Origin of the sequence: Nocardia vinacea NBRC 16497 (assembly GCF_000308835.1) — a bacterium.
Lineage (GTDB): Bacteria > Actinomycetota > Actinomycetes > Mycobacteriales > Mycobacteriaceae > Nocardia > Nocardia vinacea.
On sequence record NZ_BAGN01000374.1, the window covers coordinates 1 to 14,437 of the forward strand.

11 protein-coding genes are annotated in these 14,437 nt (G+C 66.4%); 2 read left to right on the plus strand and 9 right to left on the minus strand.

The window, feature by feature from the left end; genetic code table 11:
* Positions 1-54: 54 nt before the first annotated feature.
* The 6 genes from ON44_RS34885 to ON44_RS53015 all read right to left on the minus strand — a co-directional run bounded on the left by ON44_RS34885 (position 55) and on the right by ON44_RS53015 (position 8,458).
* A complete protein-coding gene (locus tag ON44_RS34885) occupies positions 55-744 on the minus strand; it encodes an alpha/beta fold hydrolase (RefSeq protein WP_040698620.1) in 690 nt (229 codons plus the stop codon).
* 86 nt (positions 745-830) lie between these two features.
* Positions 831-2,117, minus strand: a complete 1,287-nt coding sequence (locus ON44_RS48875) for a helix-turn-helix transcriptional regulator (protein WP_157187429.1) — start codon at positions 2,115-2,117, stop codon at positions 831-833.
* Between the two features lie 82 nt (positions 2,118-2,199).
* Entirely contained in the window at positions 2,200-3,555 is a 1,356-nt protein-coding gene (locus ON44_RS48880) for an AAA family ATPase (protein ID WP_051182766.1), read from the minus strand.
* 484 nt (positions 3,556-4,039) lie between these two features.
* On the minus strand, positions 4,040-6,844 hold the full coding sequence (locus tag ON44_RS34895) for a DUF5682 family protein (RefSeq protein ID WP_040698621.1): 2,805 nt from the start codon (positions 6,842-6,844) through the stop codon (positions 4,040-4,042).
* The gene (locus ON44_RS34900; protein ID WP_040698623.1) at positions 6,841-7,959 is read right to left on the minus strand and encodes an ATP-binding protein; all 1,119 of its coding nucleotides are present in this window, start codon (positions 7,957-7,959) and stop codon (positions 6,841-6,843) included. Before ON44_RS34900 ends, ON44_RS34895 begins: the two co-directional genes overlap by 4 nt.
* 13 nt (positions 7,960-7,972) lie before the next feature.
* Complete coding sequence (locus ON44_RS53015; protein WP_245567466.1) at positions 7,973-8,458, minus strand: vWA domain-containing protein; 486 nt, start codon at positions 8,456-8,458, stop codon at positions 7,973-7,975.
* A gap of 265 nt (positions 8,459-8,723) precedes the next feature.
* Here ON44_RS53015 and ON44_RS53020 point away from each other — a divergent pair, with 265 nt between their 5' ends.
* Positions 8,724-8,951: a hypothetical protein gene (locus tag ON44_RS53020; protein ID WP_245567467.1), complete on the plus strand. Its 228-nt coding sequence runs from the start codon at positions 8,724-8,726 to the stop codon at positions 8,949-8,951.
* Positions 8,952-9,358: 407 nt separating this feature from the next.
* On the opposite strand, the gene ON44_RS34910 is transcribed toward ON44_RS53020, so the two are convergent.
* The 3 genes from ON44_RS34910 to ON44_RS50775 all read right to left on the minus strand — a co-directional run bounded on the left by ON44_RS34910 (position 9,359) and on the right by ON44_RS50775 (position 11,666).
* A complete protein-coding gene (locus ON44_RS34910) occupies positions 9,359-10,735 on the minus strand; it encodes a hypothetical protein (RefSeq protein WP_040698624.1) in 1,377 nt (458 codons plus the stop codon).
* A complete protein-coding gene (locus tag ON44_RS34915; RefSeq protein WP_040698626.1) occupies positions 10,735-11,244 on the minus strand; it encodes a hypothetical protein in 510 nt (169 codons plus the stop codon). Before ON44_RS34915 ends, ON44_RS34910 begins: the two co-directional genes overlap by 1 nt.
* A gap of 275 nt (positions 11,245-11,519) precedes the next feature.
* Positions 11,520-11,666, minus strand: a complete 147-nt coding sequence (locus ON44_RS50775; protein ID WP_157187430.1) for a WD40 repeat domain-containing protein — start codon at positions 11,664-11,666, stop codon at positions 11,520-11,522.
* An 831-nt stretch (positions 11,667-12,497) separates the two neighbouring features.
* Between ON44_RS50775 and ON44_RS34920 the strand changes: the two genes are divergently transcribed.
* A partial coding sequence (locus ON44_RS34920) for a condensation domain-containing protein (protein WP_040698628.1) occupies positions 12,498-14,437 on the plus strand: 1,940 nt, incomplete at its 3' end.

The window sequence follows — 14,437 nt, forward strand, 5'->3', positions numbered from 1 at the left end:
GGGGACGACTCTCAGTAGAGTGATGGACCGCAAACAGCCTCCCTCCGTTCGAAACTAGGCCGCTCCCACCGCGGTTCGGATGATGTCCGCGACCACGTCGGGTCGGGAGACGTAAATGGCGTGGCTGCCCGGAGTCTCGACGACGGTCGCGCCGATACGTTCGGCCATCGAGGCTTGTGCCGTCGGCGGGATCATCTTGTCCTCGGTGACTCGAAGGTACCAGCTGGGCTTGAGCCGCCAGGCGGCCTCACTCACGGTCCCGCCGAGTGCGTCCAGGCCCCACGGCACCTGGGAGTCGGCCAGGAACGCCGCGTCCTGCGTGGAGAGATCGTGGGCGAAGGATTCGTGGAACTTCGTCCGGTCGAGGAACAGGTAGCCATGCACCGGTGCCAGGATGGGCGGCTGCGGCCCGTCCTGAGGGAAGGTACCGATGAGAGTGTTCACCGACTCGCCCTTGTCGGGTGCGAAGGCGGTGATGTAGACGAGGGCGGTGACCTTGTCGTGGGTACCCGCTTCGGTGATGACCGCTCCGCCGTAGGAATGTCCGACGAGCACGACCTCGCCCTCGATGTCGTCGAGGATCTGTCGAGTGGTCGCGGCGTCGTCGGCGAGCGACTTGGTCGGGTTCTGCACTACCCGCACACTGAATCCGTCTCCAGCGAGCTCGTCATAGACCGCCCGCCACCCGGACCCGTCCACGAAACCGCCGTGAACCAGGACAACGGTCTTGCTCTGTGCACTCATGCCGGTCTCCTCTGTGCTGCATTGCTGTTCGGCACAACCGAATCTAGGTTCGCGGCAGGGAGGACGAATCCGTCAATTGACGTATATCAGCCGGGGCGGCGGCTCATCGCATCGCGCAGCGCGCTGCGGGTGGTGATGCCGAGTTTCGGAAACACACGGTGCAGGTGTGTCGAGACCGTCCGCGCCGACAGGAACAGTCGCTCGGCGATCTCCTTGTTCGTCAGCCCCGAGGCCGCCAATTCGGCGACCGCCTGCTCCTGTGGTGTCAGCGCCGAGGCCCGAGTCTCGACGGGCGCGGGCTCACCGGCCGCTCGCAGTTCCGATCGGGTCCGTTCCAGCCAGGGAATCGCTTGCAGCCGTTCGAATACCTGCACTGCGGTAGCCAAATGGGCTCGGGCTGCGGCTAGTTCGCGTTCTCGGCGCAGCCGTTCGCCGTAGAGCAGTTCTATTCGGGCGCGGTCGAATACCCATCGATCCCCCTCGGGAGTGGTCAGCGCATCCTCGAAGTATCTGCGCCAGTCGTGGGGATCGGTGACGGCGAGCGCGGCGCTGGTCAGCATCCGAAGCCTGGAGGAAAGCTCGGGCAGGCCGGCTGCGACCGCAGCTTCGGCGTGGGCTCGCGCCTCGGCAACCCTGCCGCTGCGGGTTGCTGCTTCGGTGAGGTCGAGTACCAGCCACACCGCGTGGGGTGTGTAGCGCGGAAAATCCCCTGGCGCGTTGATCGATGCCGCATGCCGGTATGCCTCATCGAAAGCCGAGCGCCCGAGCGCGGACAGGCAACGAATGTGCGACGAGTAGGCGGCGAAGGTCGCCAGGCGCCGCGGCGCGGCCCACAGCAGCCGTTCCTCGGCAGCCAGGTCGGCATCGCTATGGCCACGCGCCGCGGCGACGAGGGCCCGCAGGAATTTGCCGGGTCCGGCGACCAATGTGTAGCCGAGTTCGGCGCACAACTGCAGGCCCTCGCCGGTGACCTCGGTCAGCTCATCCCAGCCGCCTTCGAAGAAATCGACCTGTGCGATCAAGAACAGCGCTTCGATGGCCTTGGCGATCGCCCCGCCGCGGCGACCATCGGCAATCACCCGCCACAGGGCTTCGCGGGCGAGGCCGATGCGATCGACATAGGCGGCTGCCGTCGCGACGCGAACGATCCGGACCGGATCGGAGGAGAAGCGCAGCCCGTCGAGTGCATCGGTGAGCTGTCCCAGCGCGGCCGGTGTGGCTACGACAGGGTTGGCGAAGACGTTGTGCAGCAACGACAGAGTGTCTGCCGGTTTTACCTCGGCACGCTCGAGCACCTCGCTGATGTCGTCCCAGAGTTCCGGCCGACCGCTGTAGAAGCCGACATACAGCAACATGTGCAACGCTTCAACCATGGTGTCTGCGCCGACACCGAGATCACGATCGTGCACTCGAATGGTCGCCAGTAACAACCTGCCTGCGGTGGAGGCGTCCCCTTCATCGTTGAGCAGCTGGGAAGCCGCGGCGACCGCCGACTCCAACGACGGCGACTCGCGGGCGTCGGCGCGAGTCGCTGCCAGCAGCAGACGGGAAGTGTCGGCAAGATCTCCAGTGATCAGTGTCCCCAGATAGGCCGCGCGCTGTACGGCGAGCGCGATCGGAATCCGCGGGGCTCAGCTCGGCGGCCCGCAACATCGCCGCCGTCGCGCGCTTGCCGTCACCATGTCGAATCATCTGCTGCGACAACGCTTCCAGCGACGCGGCGATCTCTTCGTCAGGCCCTATCGCCGCCTGCCCGAGATGCCAGGCCCGCCGTTGCGGTTGGTCGGTGAATGCCTCGGCGAGGATGCGATGGACCTCGCGGCGTTCCTCGCTCGTCGACTGCTCGATGACCGCCGAACGGATCAACGGATGACGGAACTCCAACCTGCCGGTACGAGGGTTCGCGCGGACAATCCCCGCACGCTCGGCAGGCGGCAGATCGGCCAGCCCCTCCGGTAGGGGTGCGCAATCCTCCAAAGTCATGCTGTTTTCGGCGCCGGCGAGAATAACGAACAACAACATCCGCCGCGTCCCCTCCGGCAGCCCCGCGAGTCGATCGGCGAACACTCGCTGCAACCGGTCGGTCAGCGGCAACACTGACGGCAAAGTGGTTGACGGACCACCATTCTCGAACGCGACCGGCAGTTCGAGCAACGCCAGCGGATTACCATGCGCGTCGGCACATAAGCGACGACGCACATTTGCGCTCAGCGCCGGGAACGCGGCGCGCAACAGCGCATCGGAATCGGCGTCGTCCAACGGAGCCAGATCATGCACCCGGAAACCACTGCGGGTGAAACCATCATCGGAGTCCGCGCGCACCGCGACGACCATCCGGATGTCGCTCCCGCTCCAGCGCCGGGCCGCATAACTCAACGCCATCGCGCTCGACAGATCCAGCCACTGCACATCGTCGACGATCATCAGCATCGCGGCGCCCTGGTCCGCCGCCGCTCGTAACAGCGCCAATGTCGCCGCCCCCGCGATCAGCTGCGAGGGCATCGCGCCCGGTTCCAATCCCATGATCACGTTCAATGCCTGCCGATGCGTGGCACCGAGCTCGTCGATTTCCTTCAACAGCGGGTGCAGCAGCTGATTGAGCGCACCGAACGGCAGATCGGCTTCGTACTCGAGCGCCGCCGCCCGCACCACCCGAATGCCTTGGGACACAGCAGTATCAGCAGCCATATCCAGTACGACAGTCTTGCCGACACCCGGATCACCGCGGACGACCAGAACCGGCTCGTCGCCGACCTGCCCCACGACAAACGCCGTGATCAGGTCACGCTCGACCTCACGACCAACCAACACGGCGACCCCAAGCCCGCTCGACGACATTGTGTACCGAGTTAACGCCACCAGCAAACAGAAACACAACCACTTCGCCTCGGCCGGCGCGTGGAAAGGACGAGATCACCCAACCACCCACCCCGTTCGGCAAGATCGCCAACAACCGGGCGACGCTCGAAGCGGCCCGCCAGGCTCGCACGATCCTGGCATCCAAGGGGAATTCGGTCCAATCGAGGCGGAAGACCCCGATAGTGCTCAGGACGCCCGATCCGTATCGCGGGTGATGGGTGTGTGGTGCAGAGCTCGAATCGTTCCCGACATTGTGGCTGCGGTCGGGTGGGCGCAGCTGGTCGACAAGCTCGATGTCGCGGATGCGCTCGACACCCCCGTCCCGAAGACCTAGCTGCTCGAGCTGACGTTCCCTCCGCGCGCGGAGGGAACGTTTTTGCGTCCTGTGACGTGCCGTGATCCCCCGGCGGGGGATGACGAACCGGCCGGGGCCCCGTCAGCTTCGCGCGGCTGATACTCCGAGCTGCGCCGCCAGTGCGGCGGCGGTTGCGGGGAACCGGTCCAGCAAACCGGTTACCTCGCGGTTTCCGGCCGGCCCGGCCTCCTGCCAGCCGCCCTCGACGCCGAGCAGTACGGCAAGCGCGTCGCAGGCGGCGGGGTGGGCGGCCAGTAGTCCGGTGACCGGCCCGAGCGGTGCCGCCGCCACCGACGTTGCGGCCGTGGTGAATTCGACCGACCAGGGCGGCACGAAGGTGTCCACGGCGGGCAGTGCGCCGGGGAAGGTGCGGCCCGCTTCGCGGACCAGTCCCGGGATCAGGTCGCCCGCCTGGTCTTTCAGGGTGGTGATGAGCTTCGGCAGCCACGGCAGCAGCACCGTGTCCGGCAGCGTGCCGAAGGCCTTCGACAACAGCTCCACCACAAAGGGTTTCAGCGCTGGAGCGGGGTCGATGGCCTGCACGAAACCGCTCACGTACTGCGGAATCGTCGGCAGCACCAGGGGATTGGCCAGCATCCCGTCGCACCGCTCGCGCAGCTCTGCCATGGTCAGCAGGCCGAGCTGGAACCGCGCTGCCCACAGCAGGGCCACCTTGGCCGGCGTCTCCGGGTGCGATTGCAGCACCGCCAATTCCAGCTGGGTGTGATCGCAGCCCAGCGACAGCGCCAGGTTCTCCATCCCGAACAGGAAGCCCAGCATGGCCGCCACCTGTGCGGGTCCGGTCTCCTCGGCGGCGAAGGCGGTGGGCAGCAGGGTGCAGTAGTGGGCGTACCCGGCCGTCACGAACCGTTCGCACCACACCGGCAGGCCGGCTTCGGTGGAGCGGAAGTAGTTGAGCAGCACCCGGATACGCCGAAGCACGACGGGCGCGTCGTCGACCGTTCGCTCGGCGGCGAGGAGTTCGACCGCGCGATTGCCCAGCTCGTCGGCGAGCCGGACCGATCCCAGATACACCAGCGCATCCTCGACCGCGCCCAGCGCCACCGCCGCTGTCACGTCCGGTGTGGCGACCGCACGCCGCAGGCGCTGCTCCAGCACCTGCTCCACCGACACGCCCTCGTAGCCGAGCTCCACCAGCGAGCGCTGGTATTTGCCGAGCCCGATATCCCAGCTCTCCTGGATCGAGGTCTCACCCAATCCGCGTGAGCCCATGATGGGCCGCAACGCGTCCTGTGGCAGCAACCTGCGCAGCAGCCACAACAGATCCGAGCACGGCCGCAGGTCCGGACTAGCCTTCAGGTCCAGCAGCGCGCGTTGCAGTGTCCGCTTGGACAGATCCAGTCCCAGTGGTTCCAGCCGGTCGAGCACATCGCGGGCCAGCGGTGGCAGCGCCGCGTATCCGACCTGGCCGATGCGGTCGCCGCCGAGCAGGATTTCACACAGCCGCCGCACATCGCGCCGCCCCGGCACCCGGTCCTTCTCCAGGCAGGTGACGGCCGCGTCCTGGAAGTCGTACGGCGTCGGACGGGCGCGATTGCGCAGGCCAGCCAGCAGGATCGAGGTCTCGAAGATGGCGATGGCGTCGGCGGTGCTGGCCAGGTAGCCGTTGCGCCGGGCCAGCCGGACGATATCCACCGACCATTCCAGCAGTTCGGCCTCATCGAGTGGGTCCAGCACCGGCGGCCGGGACAGAAAGCCCGAAAGCTGGTCCGTCACTTCGGCTTCCGGTTCCGCCGGCAGCAGCGGCGGCTTCTTGGCGCGCTTCTTCGTTCCCTGCTGGCCCTCCAGCTGGAACGATTGCAATCTGCCGCGCCGCAGTCCCTTCGCCCAGGTGGCCGCCGCGATCGACACCGCGCCGCCGGCCAGCCCGAACTGCGCCTCGATGGCGGAATGACTGGACGGGATCAGCCCGTAGTGCCACTTGGTGGCCGAGCGCGACGAGATCTCGAACGCCGCGTCCGACTCCAGCCCGAACTGTTCGACCGGGCTGGCCGCATGGGCCGCGCCGCACACATACAACACCTGTGCCGGATCGATGTCGTTGGCGGCCAAGTGTTCCCGCATGCGGGTCCACATGTACCGCTCGCGGTCCTCGTCCTCGACGGTGCTGCCGCGCCGCAGCCGCCGGAACAGGCTGCCGATCATCACCATGACCTGGCGGTAGGTGTCGTAGTCGGCGTCCATGAGGGGTTGCTCCACGTACTGGTCCCACCATTCCGACCAATGCCGGACCTTGCCGTGGTGCAGCAAGTGTTCTTCCAGTTCGGCGAAACGCGGTCGCAGATCACCGATTTCGATGCCGACTGCGCCGCCGTGTAGGCCCTCGTCCTCGGGGGGCTCGTCGTCGGCAGGTGTTTCCGACTCCGCCTTTTGGGGAGCCCACTGGAAGACGTGATCAGTGGACCGATCCACCAACACCAGTTCGACACCCGGCGTATCGAGCGCATACGCGATGGCCTGGTACTCGGCCGACGATTCGGTGATCGGCGCGACCACCGACAGCGGTGCCCATTCCGCCGGGAAACCTTCGATATCGGTGGCGAAGGCCTGCAAGGCGACCGGCAACCGGCAGTTGCGCAGTTCGTCCAACAGCGGCCGCATGTCTTCGCACAGTTCCAGGTAGATGACGCTCGGCTGCTTTTCGCGCAGCCGCCGCACCATGGCCAGACCGGAGGCGGGTGAGTGGTGACAGACCGGGAAGATCTCCAGCCGCTCCGACAGCGCCCGGTCGACATCGTCGACCATGCCCGTCAGGATGTCGCCCGCCGCCCCCGGCATCCCGGCGAACGTGACGGCGGCGTCCGCCAACTGATCCCGCAGCGCGGCAAAGGTATTCGGCGTGAACCGGGTGTCGGGGACGGTCACGACAGCCTCGCGATCGCCGCCCGGCCGCCCTCCAGGAATTCACCCCAGGCGGCATTGCCCTTCTTGTCCTTGGTGCGCGGCTCGACCACGCCGTGCAGGTACTTGTTGAGAATGGCCAGGTCCTCGGGCGTGCGCCGGGCCAGGGACCCGACCAGCGAACCGGCGAGGGTCTCGGCGCGCAATTCCTTCGCACCGAAGAACTGGCTGTGCAGGATGGCGTCCTCGAGCACACCGATCTGCTCGGCGGTGGACAGCGCCGACTCCAGCTTGTCGTCGTCGCTGGTGGCGGCGGCCGCGGCGGCGCGCAGATCGGCGAAGCTCTCCAGCAGGATGTCCAGCAGCGTGGGTGGCAGTTCCAGTTCGAGGGAATGGCGGCGCAGCAGTTCCGCGGTGCGGAAACGCACGATCTCCGCCTCGCTCTTCTTGTTGGACACCACCGGAATACGCACGAAGTTGAAGCGCCGCTTCAGCGCCGAGGACAGGTCGTTCACACCCCGGTCGCGGCTGTTGGCGGTGGCGATGATGGAGAAGCCCGGCTGTGCGAACACCACATTGTCGTCGTCGAGCTCGGGGATGGAGACGTACTTCTCCGACAGGATGGAGATCAGCGCGTCCTGCACGTCGCTGGTGGAGCGGGTGAGCTCCTCGAAGCGGCCGATCACGCCCTGCTCCATGGCGGTCATGATCGGGGACGGGATCATCGACTCCCTCGACTGCCCCTTGGCGATGACCATGGAGATGTTCCACGAGTACTTGATGTGGTCCTCGGTGGTGCCGGCGGTGCCCTGCACCACGAGTGTGGAATTGCGGCTGATGGCGGCGGCCAGCAACTCGGCCAGCCAACTCTTGCCGGTGCCCGGATCACCGATGAGCAGCAGGCCCCGGTCCGAGGCCAGGGTGACAATGCTGCGCTCGACGAAGCTGCGGTCGCCGAACCACTTCTGCTCCACCTCGCGGTCCAGTCCGTCGGCGCGTTCGGAGCCGAGAATGAACAGCCGCACCATCTTCGGGCTCAGCCGCCACGCGAACGGCTTGGGGCCGTCGTCGATGGACTCCAGCCAGTCCAGTTCCTCGGCGTACTTGACCTCGGCGGGGGCGCGCAAAACGTCGTTCATGATGGCTGGTCTCCTAGTCGAGAAAGTTCTTGAGTTCGTGCACGAGCTTTTGGATGCGTCCGGAAATCACCGGGGTGCCAAGGTTTTTGAATCGTTCACGGAACCACGGGTTGACGCTCTGGTGGCCGGAACTGTTCACCGAGCCGACCGGGATGAGCTTTACCCCGGAGCGGTGCACCGCCTCCATGGCCTCGAACAGCGGCTGGGAGCGGTCGAATTCGTAGAAGTCTGAAATCCACACCAGCACAGTGTTTTTCGGGTCGGTTATCTTGGGCTGGGCCATGGCCATGGCGACCGGGCCGTCGTTGCCGCCGCCGAGATTGGTGCGCAACAGCACTTCGAACGGGTCGTGCACCCACGGGGTGAGATCCAGGGCGCGGGTGTCGTAGGCGATGAGATGTACATCCACCTTGGGCAGGCCCGCGAAGATCGACGCCAGAATGGTGCAGTTCACCATGGAGTCGACCATGGAACCGGACTGGTCCACCACCACGATCATGCGGGCGGGGACGGTGCGCTTGGCGGTCTGGCGGTAGTAGAGCCGGTCGACGTAGAGGGCGCTCGTCCCGGGGGTTCCAGTTGGGCAGGTTCTTCCAGATGGTCCGGTCCACGTCCAGGTTGCGGAGAATGCGCTTGGGCGGGACCGAGCGGTCGACGGTGCCGGCGCTGGTCTGCTGCACCTGGGTGCGCAGGACTTCGGCGACCTCGTCGATGTAGCGGCGGATGAGGCGTTTGGCATTGGCCAGGGCCACGCCGGACAGATTGTGTTTGTCGCGCAACAGTTGTTCGATGAGCGACATGCTCGGGGTGAGCTGGGCGGCCAGGTGCGGATCGGCCAGCACTTCGCGCAGCCGCATGCGGGACACCAGTTCGCCTTCCAGACCGGTGAGCACGCCTTGCACGGCGGCGGCCTGCTCCTCACCCAGGCAGCGGCGCAGCCAAGTGGCATCGGACTGCCAGCCCGCCAGCTGGGTGGCGCTGACCTGACCTGAGCCGGTGGCGAAGACGTTCAGCAGCAGCTTGGAAACCAGTGCGGCGGTGCGGACATCGGCCGCGCCGACGGATCGGGGCGCAGCGGCCTCGTCCCCGGCGTCGTCGGCTGTCTCCCCCTCGGTCGCGGAGTCCCCGGTTTCGGAGAAGTCGAGGCTTTCGAACTGCGCCTTCATCTCCGGATAGCGTTGCACCACATTGTCGATGGAAATGCCCGGATCGAGCACGGCCAGCGGCAACCCCTGATCGTCGACGATGCCCGCGCTGGCCTGTTCCAGCGTCGGTTGCTGATCCGCATTGAAGACGCCGGCCAGTAGACGCCAGTACAGGATCTGGCGTCGCGTCTCATAATTCGGCCCACCGGTCACCCGACCGCCGCTCCCCATGGAATCGCTTCGCGATGCTGTAGTCATTTTCGCAGCAACCGTCCCGCGCGCTCACGCAACACCGCCACGGCATCGCCCGACTTGGCCTGTGCCTTGGCGACTTTCGGATCGGTCGGGCCGAGCGCCCAGTCGCCGTTGTGGAAGGCGGTAAGTGCGCTCTTGACCTTGCGCCGCACGGCCAGCGGTCGCACCGACCAGCCGCCGACATCCCAGCGCAGCAATCCGATCATAGCGCTGGAGGCGGTCACCCCGGCCGGAGTGAGCGGACCGGCGGACGGCAGCGCGTCCAGTTCCACTCGAATCCGCTGCTCGCCCAATTCCATTGCGCCGTCGCGGAACCGGTACCCCTCGAGCAGAACCGGTTCGGCGATGTGCACCGGATCGCTATCCAGCGGTGCGACGGCCTGCGCCTGCGCCTGCGGCAGCTGCACGGTGGCGGTGACGAACGGATCGGCGGCCTCCCCGGCCTTCGCCCGATCGTCATCCCACAGCAGGTCACCGGTCGCCGTCAGCGGCATGTCGGTGAGCTCCAGCGCGCGTTGCTCGGCCAGCGCGGTGAGCAACTGTCGATGCGCACCCAGCAATTGCCAAACCGCCGGTCCCACAATGGTGTCCACCTTGGCCGCGGCCACCGATACCCGCACCCGACGGGCCGGTGCGCCCGCGACCTCCAGCACGCCGTGCACCTGGGCCTGTACGGCGGTCCCATGCTCGTGTAGGTCGACGCCCAGCGGCAGCAGCCGACCCGAAATCGACTCGGTCACAGTGGATTCCGCGCCGCGCCAGGACAGCAGCAGGGCGCGTGTCCACAGATCGGCCCAGCGCCGCGCAGGCACCCGGTCCATAGTGACGATCGGCGCGGAGGCGCCCAGTTCGGCGGTGAAGCCGTCCAGCAGCATCGCCAGCCGTCGCAGCGCGGGGTCTGCCAGGAGCGACTCCACGATTTGATCGGCGGCCGCCACCAGGTCGTGGTTCACGCCGCGCCATCCGGCGATGGCCAGTTCGCCCAGCCAGGCGCGGGAACCCGCCGCGAGCGGGCTCGGTGCGGTGGCATCCGGCGTGGCCGTCCACTCGGATCGATTGCGGCCCAGTGCCGTATCGGCCTGGTCGACCAGCGCGTCGTGCACCGCGCCCAGCAGGGCGGCACGGGCGGCGGCCAGCGCCGACAGCTCATCCGTGCCGATCGCCCCCGTGCTCACCTTCGACACCGCCGCCGCCACCGCCTCGGCCAGTGGCGAACCCGCCACGGCTGCGGCCAGCGCCGCCAGTGCCGCGCTCTGCGGTTCGGAAACCCGGGCGAAGCCGTTGACCAGCGCGGTATCGAAGCCGCCCACCGCGTCCAGGGCCGCCGCGACGCCGGCGGGCACATCCGCCAGTGCGGCTAGTTGTACAGCCTGCATCAGCGACCCACCCCCGCCGGGAACCAGTGCAGCTCCGGGATCGGCGTCGCGCTACCCGGCAGTTCCAGGTAGGTCAGATGCCGCAGGAACCGGCTGAACACCGCGGCGGCCGGCGCTGGGTCGCGAGTTCCATTGAGGCAGTTCGCGAGTCGGGCGCCCTCAGCGACCTCGACCCGCAGGAAGCGCGCCACCCGGTCCTGCCCGTACTGGAGCACCGCTTCTTCGATGAGTGCGTCCAGATGCTTGCAGACCCACCCCTGATTCAACCCGCCGCACGGCCGGTTGTTATTGGTGCTACAGCTCAGCCCATGCGTCCCCGCGGTCACCGACGCCACGTACACGCGTGAAATATCGGAGCCACTCGACACCACGCCCTGGAGGCGTCCGTCGGCCAGCTCCACGAACGGCACCTTGTTCAGTTTGCGCGGTGCGACGGCGGGCAAAACCCGTACGACAGAAGCGCTTTCCCATGCCGGTTCATCCGGCGTGGCACTCGGATTCGAGGCCATCGTTCTCCCTCCCGGTCGATCACGATGCGCCCCAAGATATGTGACGGCACCGACAAAGTGCCGTCCCAACCCGAATCGGCTGGTGAAGAACACTTCCGCGTCGGCTTCCAGGCCCACCCGGCGGCGATGGCGACCGCCATGAACTGAGCGCGCGCCGCACACGAGGCGGTCCTTTCCAGTTCCACGAACGTTCGCCGAGGTCGATCAGCGCGGGTTTGCGCTGTGGCACCCCAACGGGCCGCCCGCAACTGTCGACGTCGGCGGGGCATTGGCGTTCACCGGGTCGGTGCGGCCGGTGAGGGGCTGCCCGACCGGTCGATGCTTGCGGCATCCCACACCCGCACCGTGGCGTCCCCACCGGCGGTGGCCAGCAAGGGTGCCGTCGGTGGGACGCCACCGAACTTGGCGAACATCGAAGACATGGGCAGCTCTTTCGCCTGCCTACTGATTCTTCTGACCTCCGGGAATCCCCGATCCTGGGCGTCTGCGTCACAACCCCGGACGCGCAGTTCCTACCGGTGTCGGTCGTGCGACACCGCCAGGTCGGGAAATGCTGACCTGGTTGGGGAAACTGCGACAAAACAGGAGGCTGCGGAAGTGTTGAGGGCGTCGAGATTCATGTCGAGTGCGAGACATCAAAAGCCGGTGTCTAGTAGCATTAGATAGGTGCGGCGCAACGGGTTTCCATATATCGCGGATGCAGAAGGTTCCTACGCGCAGTCCCGGCGCGTGGGGGTGTGAACATCCGGTATTTTGAGGGAGCAGGATAATGTTCGTAGCGCAGCCGCCCGGGTCGGGATCAACTTTGGAATGAGATTCCGACCCGAGGTGGGGGCGGATAATCAGCCACTCGACAACGCAGATCTCATTTTGATACGGACATATAGTACGTAGCTTGACATTTCCGGCGAGGTCTCCAGCAACCTCGCGTGACCAGGGATTTTATGCACGTCTGCACGCTTGCGGTGGCATTTGTCGGCGTTGCAACGAATTTGTTGCAAAGTTGCTCGGCACGGTCGGGGACAGGGTTTGGTGTACCGATGGAGCGGCTACGACTTCGAGCTGCCATTAGTAAAGTCATGCGCTTCGGCTGGCGCATGACCGCAGCAGGGTATGGATGCTCGCTTCAACGTCGGTGAGGTGCATCTGTAATTGCATCGGTAAGGAAGAAACGCCTACGGGAAATTCCGGGCACGGTGGGGTTTTTGTCGCGCGCTGATCCTGTGTCTCGGAATTCGAGGAGAGGTTAAACGATGAGTCCGAATTCAGCCACACCTCCCGACCGAGATCCGGATCTGATTCCGCTTTCGAGGGCGCAACACGGAATGTGGCTCGCGAACAACCTGCCAGGCGGCCCGAACGTCAATATCGCGCACTATGTCGAGATCGAGGGGCCCATAGACTACGACGCGTTCACCAAGGCGGTGAACGACGCAGGCCACGAGACCGAGTCTCTTGTTGTCCGGGTGGTCGAATCCGGCGGTCACCCGTATCAATTCGTCGACCGCAGCATCGTCTACGACGAACCGTTGCTGGATCTCAGCGCCGAAGACGATCCGCACGCGGCGGCGATGGAATGGATGCGCCGCGACTACAACACCAAGGCTATCGATCTGGCCCGGGACCGGCTCGCCGCGACGCGACTCATCCGGCTCGGCGAAGACCGGTATCTGTGGTACGCGCGCGCCCATCATCTGGTGATCGATGGCTATGGCGCGTTCAAAGTCCTGAACCGAGCGGCCGAGCACTACAACGCGCTACTCGAGGGCAGGCCGCCGGCCCGGCTGGTGGCGGCCCGGCTGGCGGACGTCATCGCGGCGGAGCGCGAATATCGCATGAGCCGCCGGTTCGACACCGACAGGGCGTACTGGCTGGACAAGGTAGCCGATCTGCCGCCGACGACGAGTCTGTCCGGTCGCACCGCCAAGTGGAGCGAAGACGACCGATTCGCCGGTCGGCCGCTGCCGTCGCGGTTGACCGCCATGCTCGACCGTTTCGCCGACGACCTGCACGCGTCGCCCGCGCAGGTGGTGGTGGCCGCGTTCGCCGCGTTTCTCGCCCGCATGACGGACACCGACGACGTCGTCTTGTCGCTGCCGGTGACCGGACGGACGACGATGCGGTTGCGGAACGCCGCCGCGATGTTGGCGAACATGGTGCCGATCCGATTCGCCGTGGACGCGACGACCACCGTGGAAGAGCTGATTCGCGCGTCGGTGTCCGAGCTCGTCCTGGCGATGCGGCACCAGCTCTACCGGTTCGAGGATCTGCGCCGCGATTCCGACGCGTTGGACGCGGCCGCGACCTCGTTCGGTCCGATCCTCAATATCTTGTTCTTCGATTCCGAGATTCGGCTCGGCTCGGCGATCGGCCGCTACCGCGCGCTGACATCCGGGGCCCTGGACGACCTACAGCTCAATATGTACCGCTCCGGGGCCGACGCGCCGCTGTTCATCGAATTGCACGGCAACGCCAACCTGTACAGCCAGCACGAACTCGACGTGCACACTGATCGATTCATCGACTTCCTGCATCGCATGATGGACTCGCCCGTCGACACCCGCCTGGTCGACGTCCCGCTCGTCGATCCCGTCGAGGAGCGGCGCATGCTCGGCGAACTCGCCGGCCGCGACGGCTCGGCGAGTTCTGCGACACTCGTCGATCTGCTCACGAGACAGGCCGCGGCCACGCCGTCCGCGGTCGCCGTCACATCGGGTACGACCGCCCTGACCTACGGTGAGCTCGACGAGCGCTCGAACCGGTTCGCCCGCAAGCTCATCGCCCTCGGTGCGGGGCCGGAATCGCTGGTGGCCATCGCGATGCCACGCGATGCCGATCTGATCATCGTGGCTCTCGCGGTGCTGAAGTCGGGCGCCGGGTATCTGCCACTGGACCTCGCACACCCGCTCGATCGACTCGACTACGTGCTGAACGACGCCGATCCGATCGCTGTGGTGACGAACCGGAGCATGCGCGATCAGGTGCCCGGCGATGCGTGCCCCGTGGTGCTGTTCGACGACGACTCGGGTGCGGAAACCACGCGTCCGATCACCGATGCGGATCGGACCCGCCCGCTGCGCCTCGACAACGTCGCCTACGTCATCTACACCTCCGGATCTACGGGACGGCCGAAAGGCGTGCCGATCACCCATCGCGCGGTCGCCACCTACCTGACGAACGCGTGTACCGAAAT

Excerpts from the sequence above, each read along its gene's own strand:
- ON44_RS34885 (WP_040698620.1), bottom strand. The coding sequence starts at position 744 with ATGAGTGCACAGAGCAAGACCGTTGTCCTGGTTCACGGCGGTTTCGTG.
- ON44_RS48875 (WP_157187429.1), bottom strand. The coding sequence starts at position 2,117 with ATGGTTGAAGCGTTGCACATGTTGCTGTATGTCGGCTTCTACAGCGGT.
- ON44_RS34900 (WP_040698623.1), bottom strand. The coding sequence starts at position 7,959 with ATGAACGACGTTTTGCGCGCCCCCGCCGAGGTCAAGTACGCCGAGGAA.
- ON44_RS53015 (WP_245567466.1), bottom strand. The coding sequence starts at position 8,458 with ATGATCGTGGTGGTGGACCAGTCCGGTTCCATGGTCGACTCCATGGTG.
- ON44_RS34910 (WP_040698624.1), bottom strand. The coding sequence starts at position 10,735 with ATGCAGGCTGTACAACTAGCCGCACTGGCGGATGTGCCCGCCGGCGTC.
- ON44_RS34915 (WP_040698626.1), bottom strand. The coding sequence starts at position 11,244 with ATGGCCTCGAATCCGAGTGCCACGCCGGATGAACCGGCATGGGAAAGC.
- ON44_RS50775 (WP_157187430.1), bottom strand. The coding sequence starts at position 11,666 with ATGTCTTCGATGTTCGCCAAGTTCGGTGGCGTCCCACCGACGGCACCC.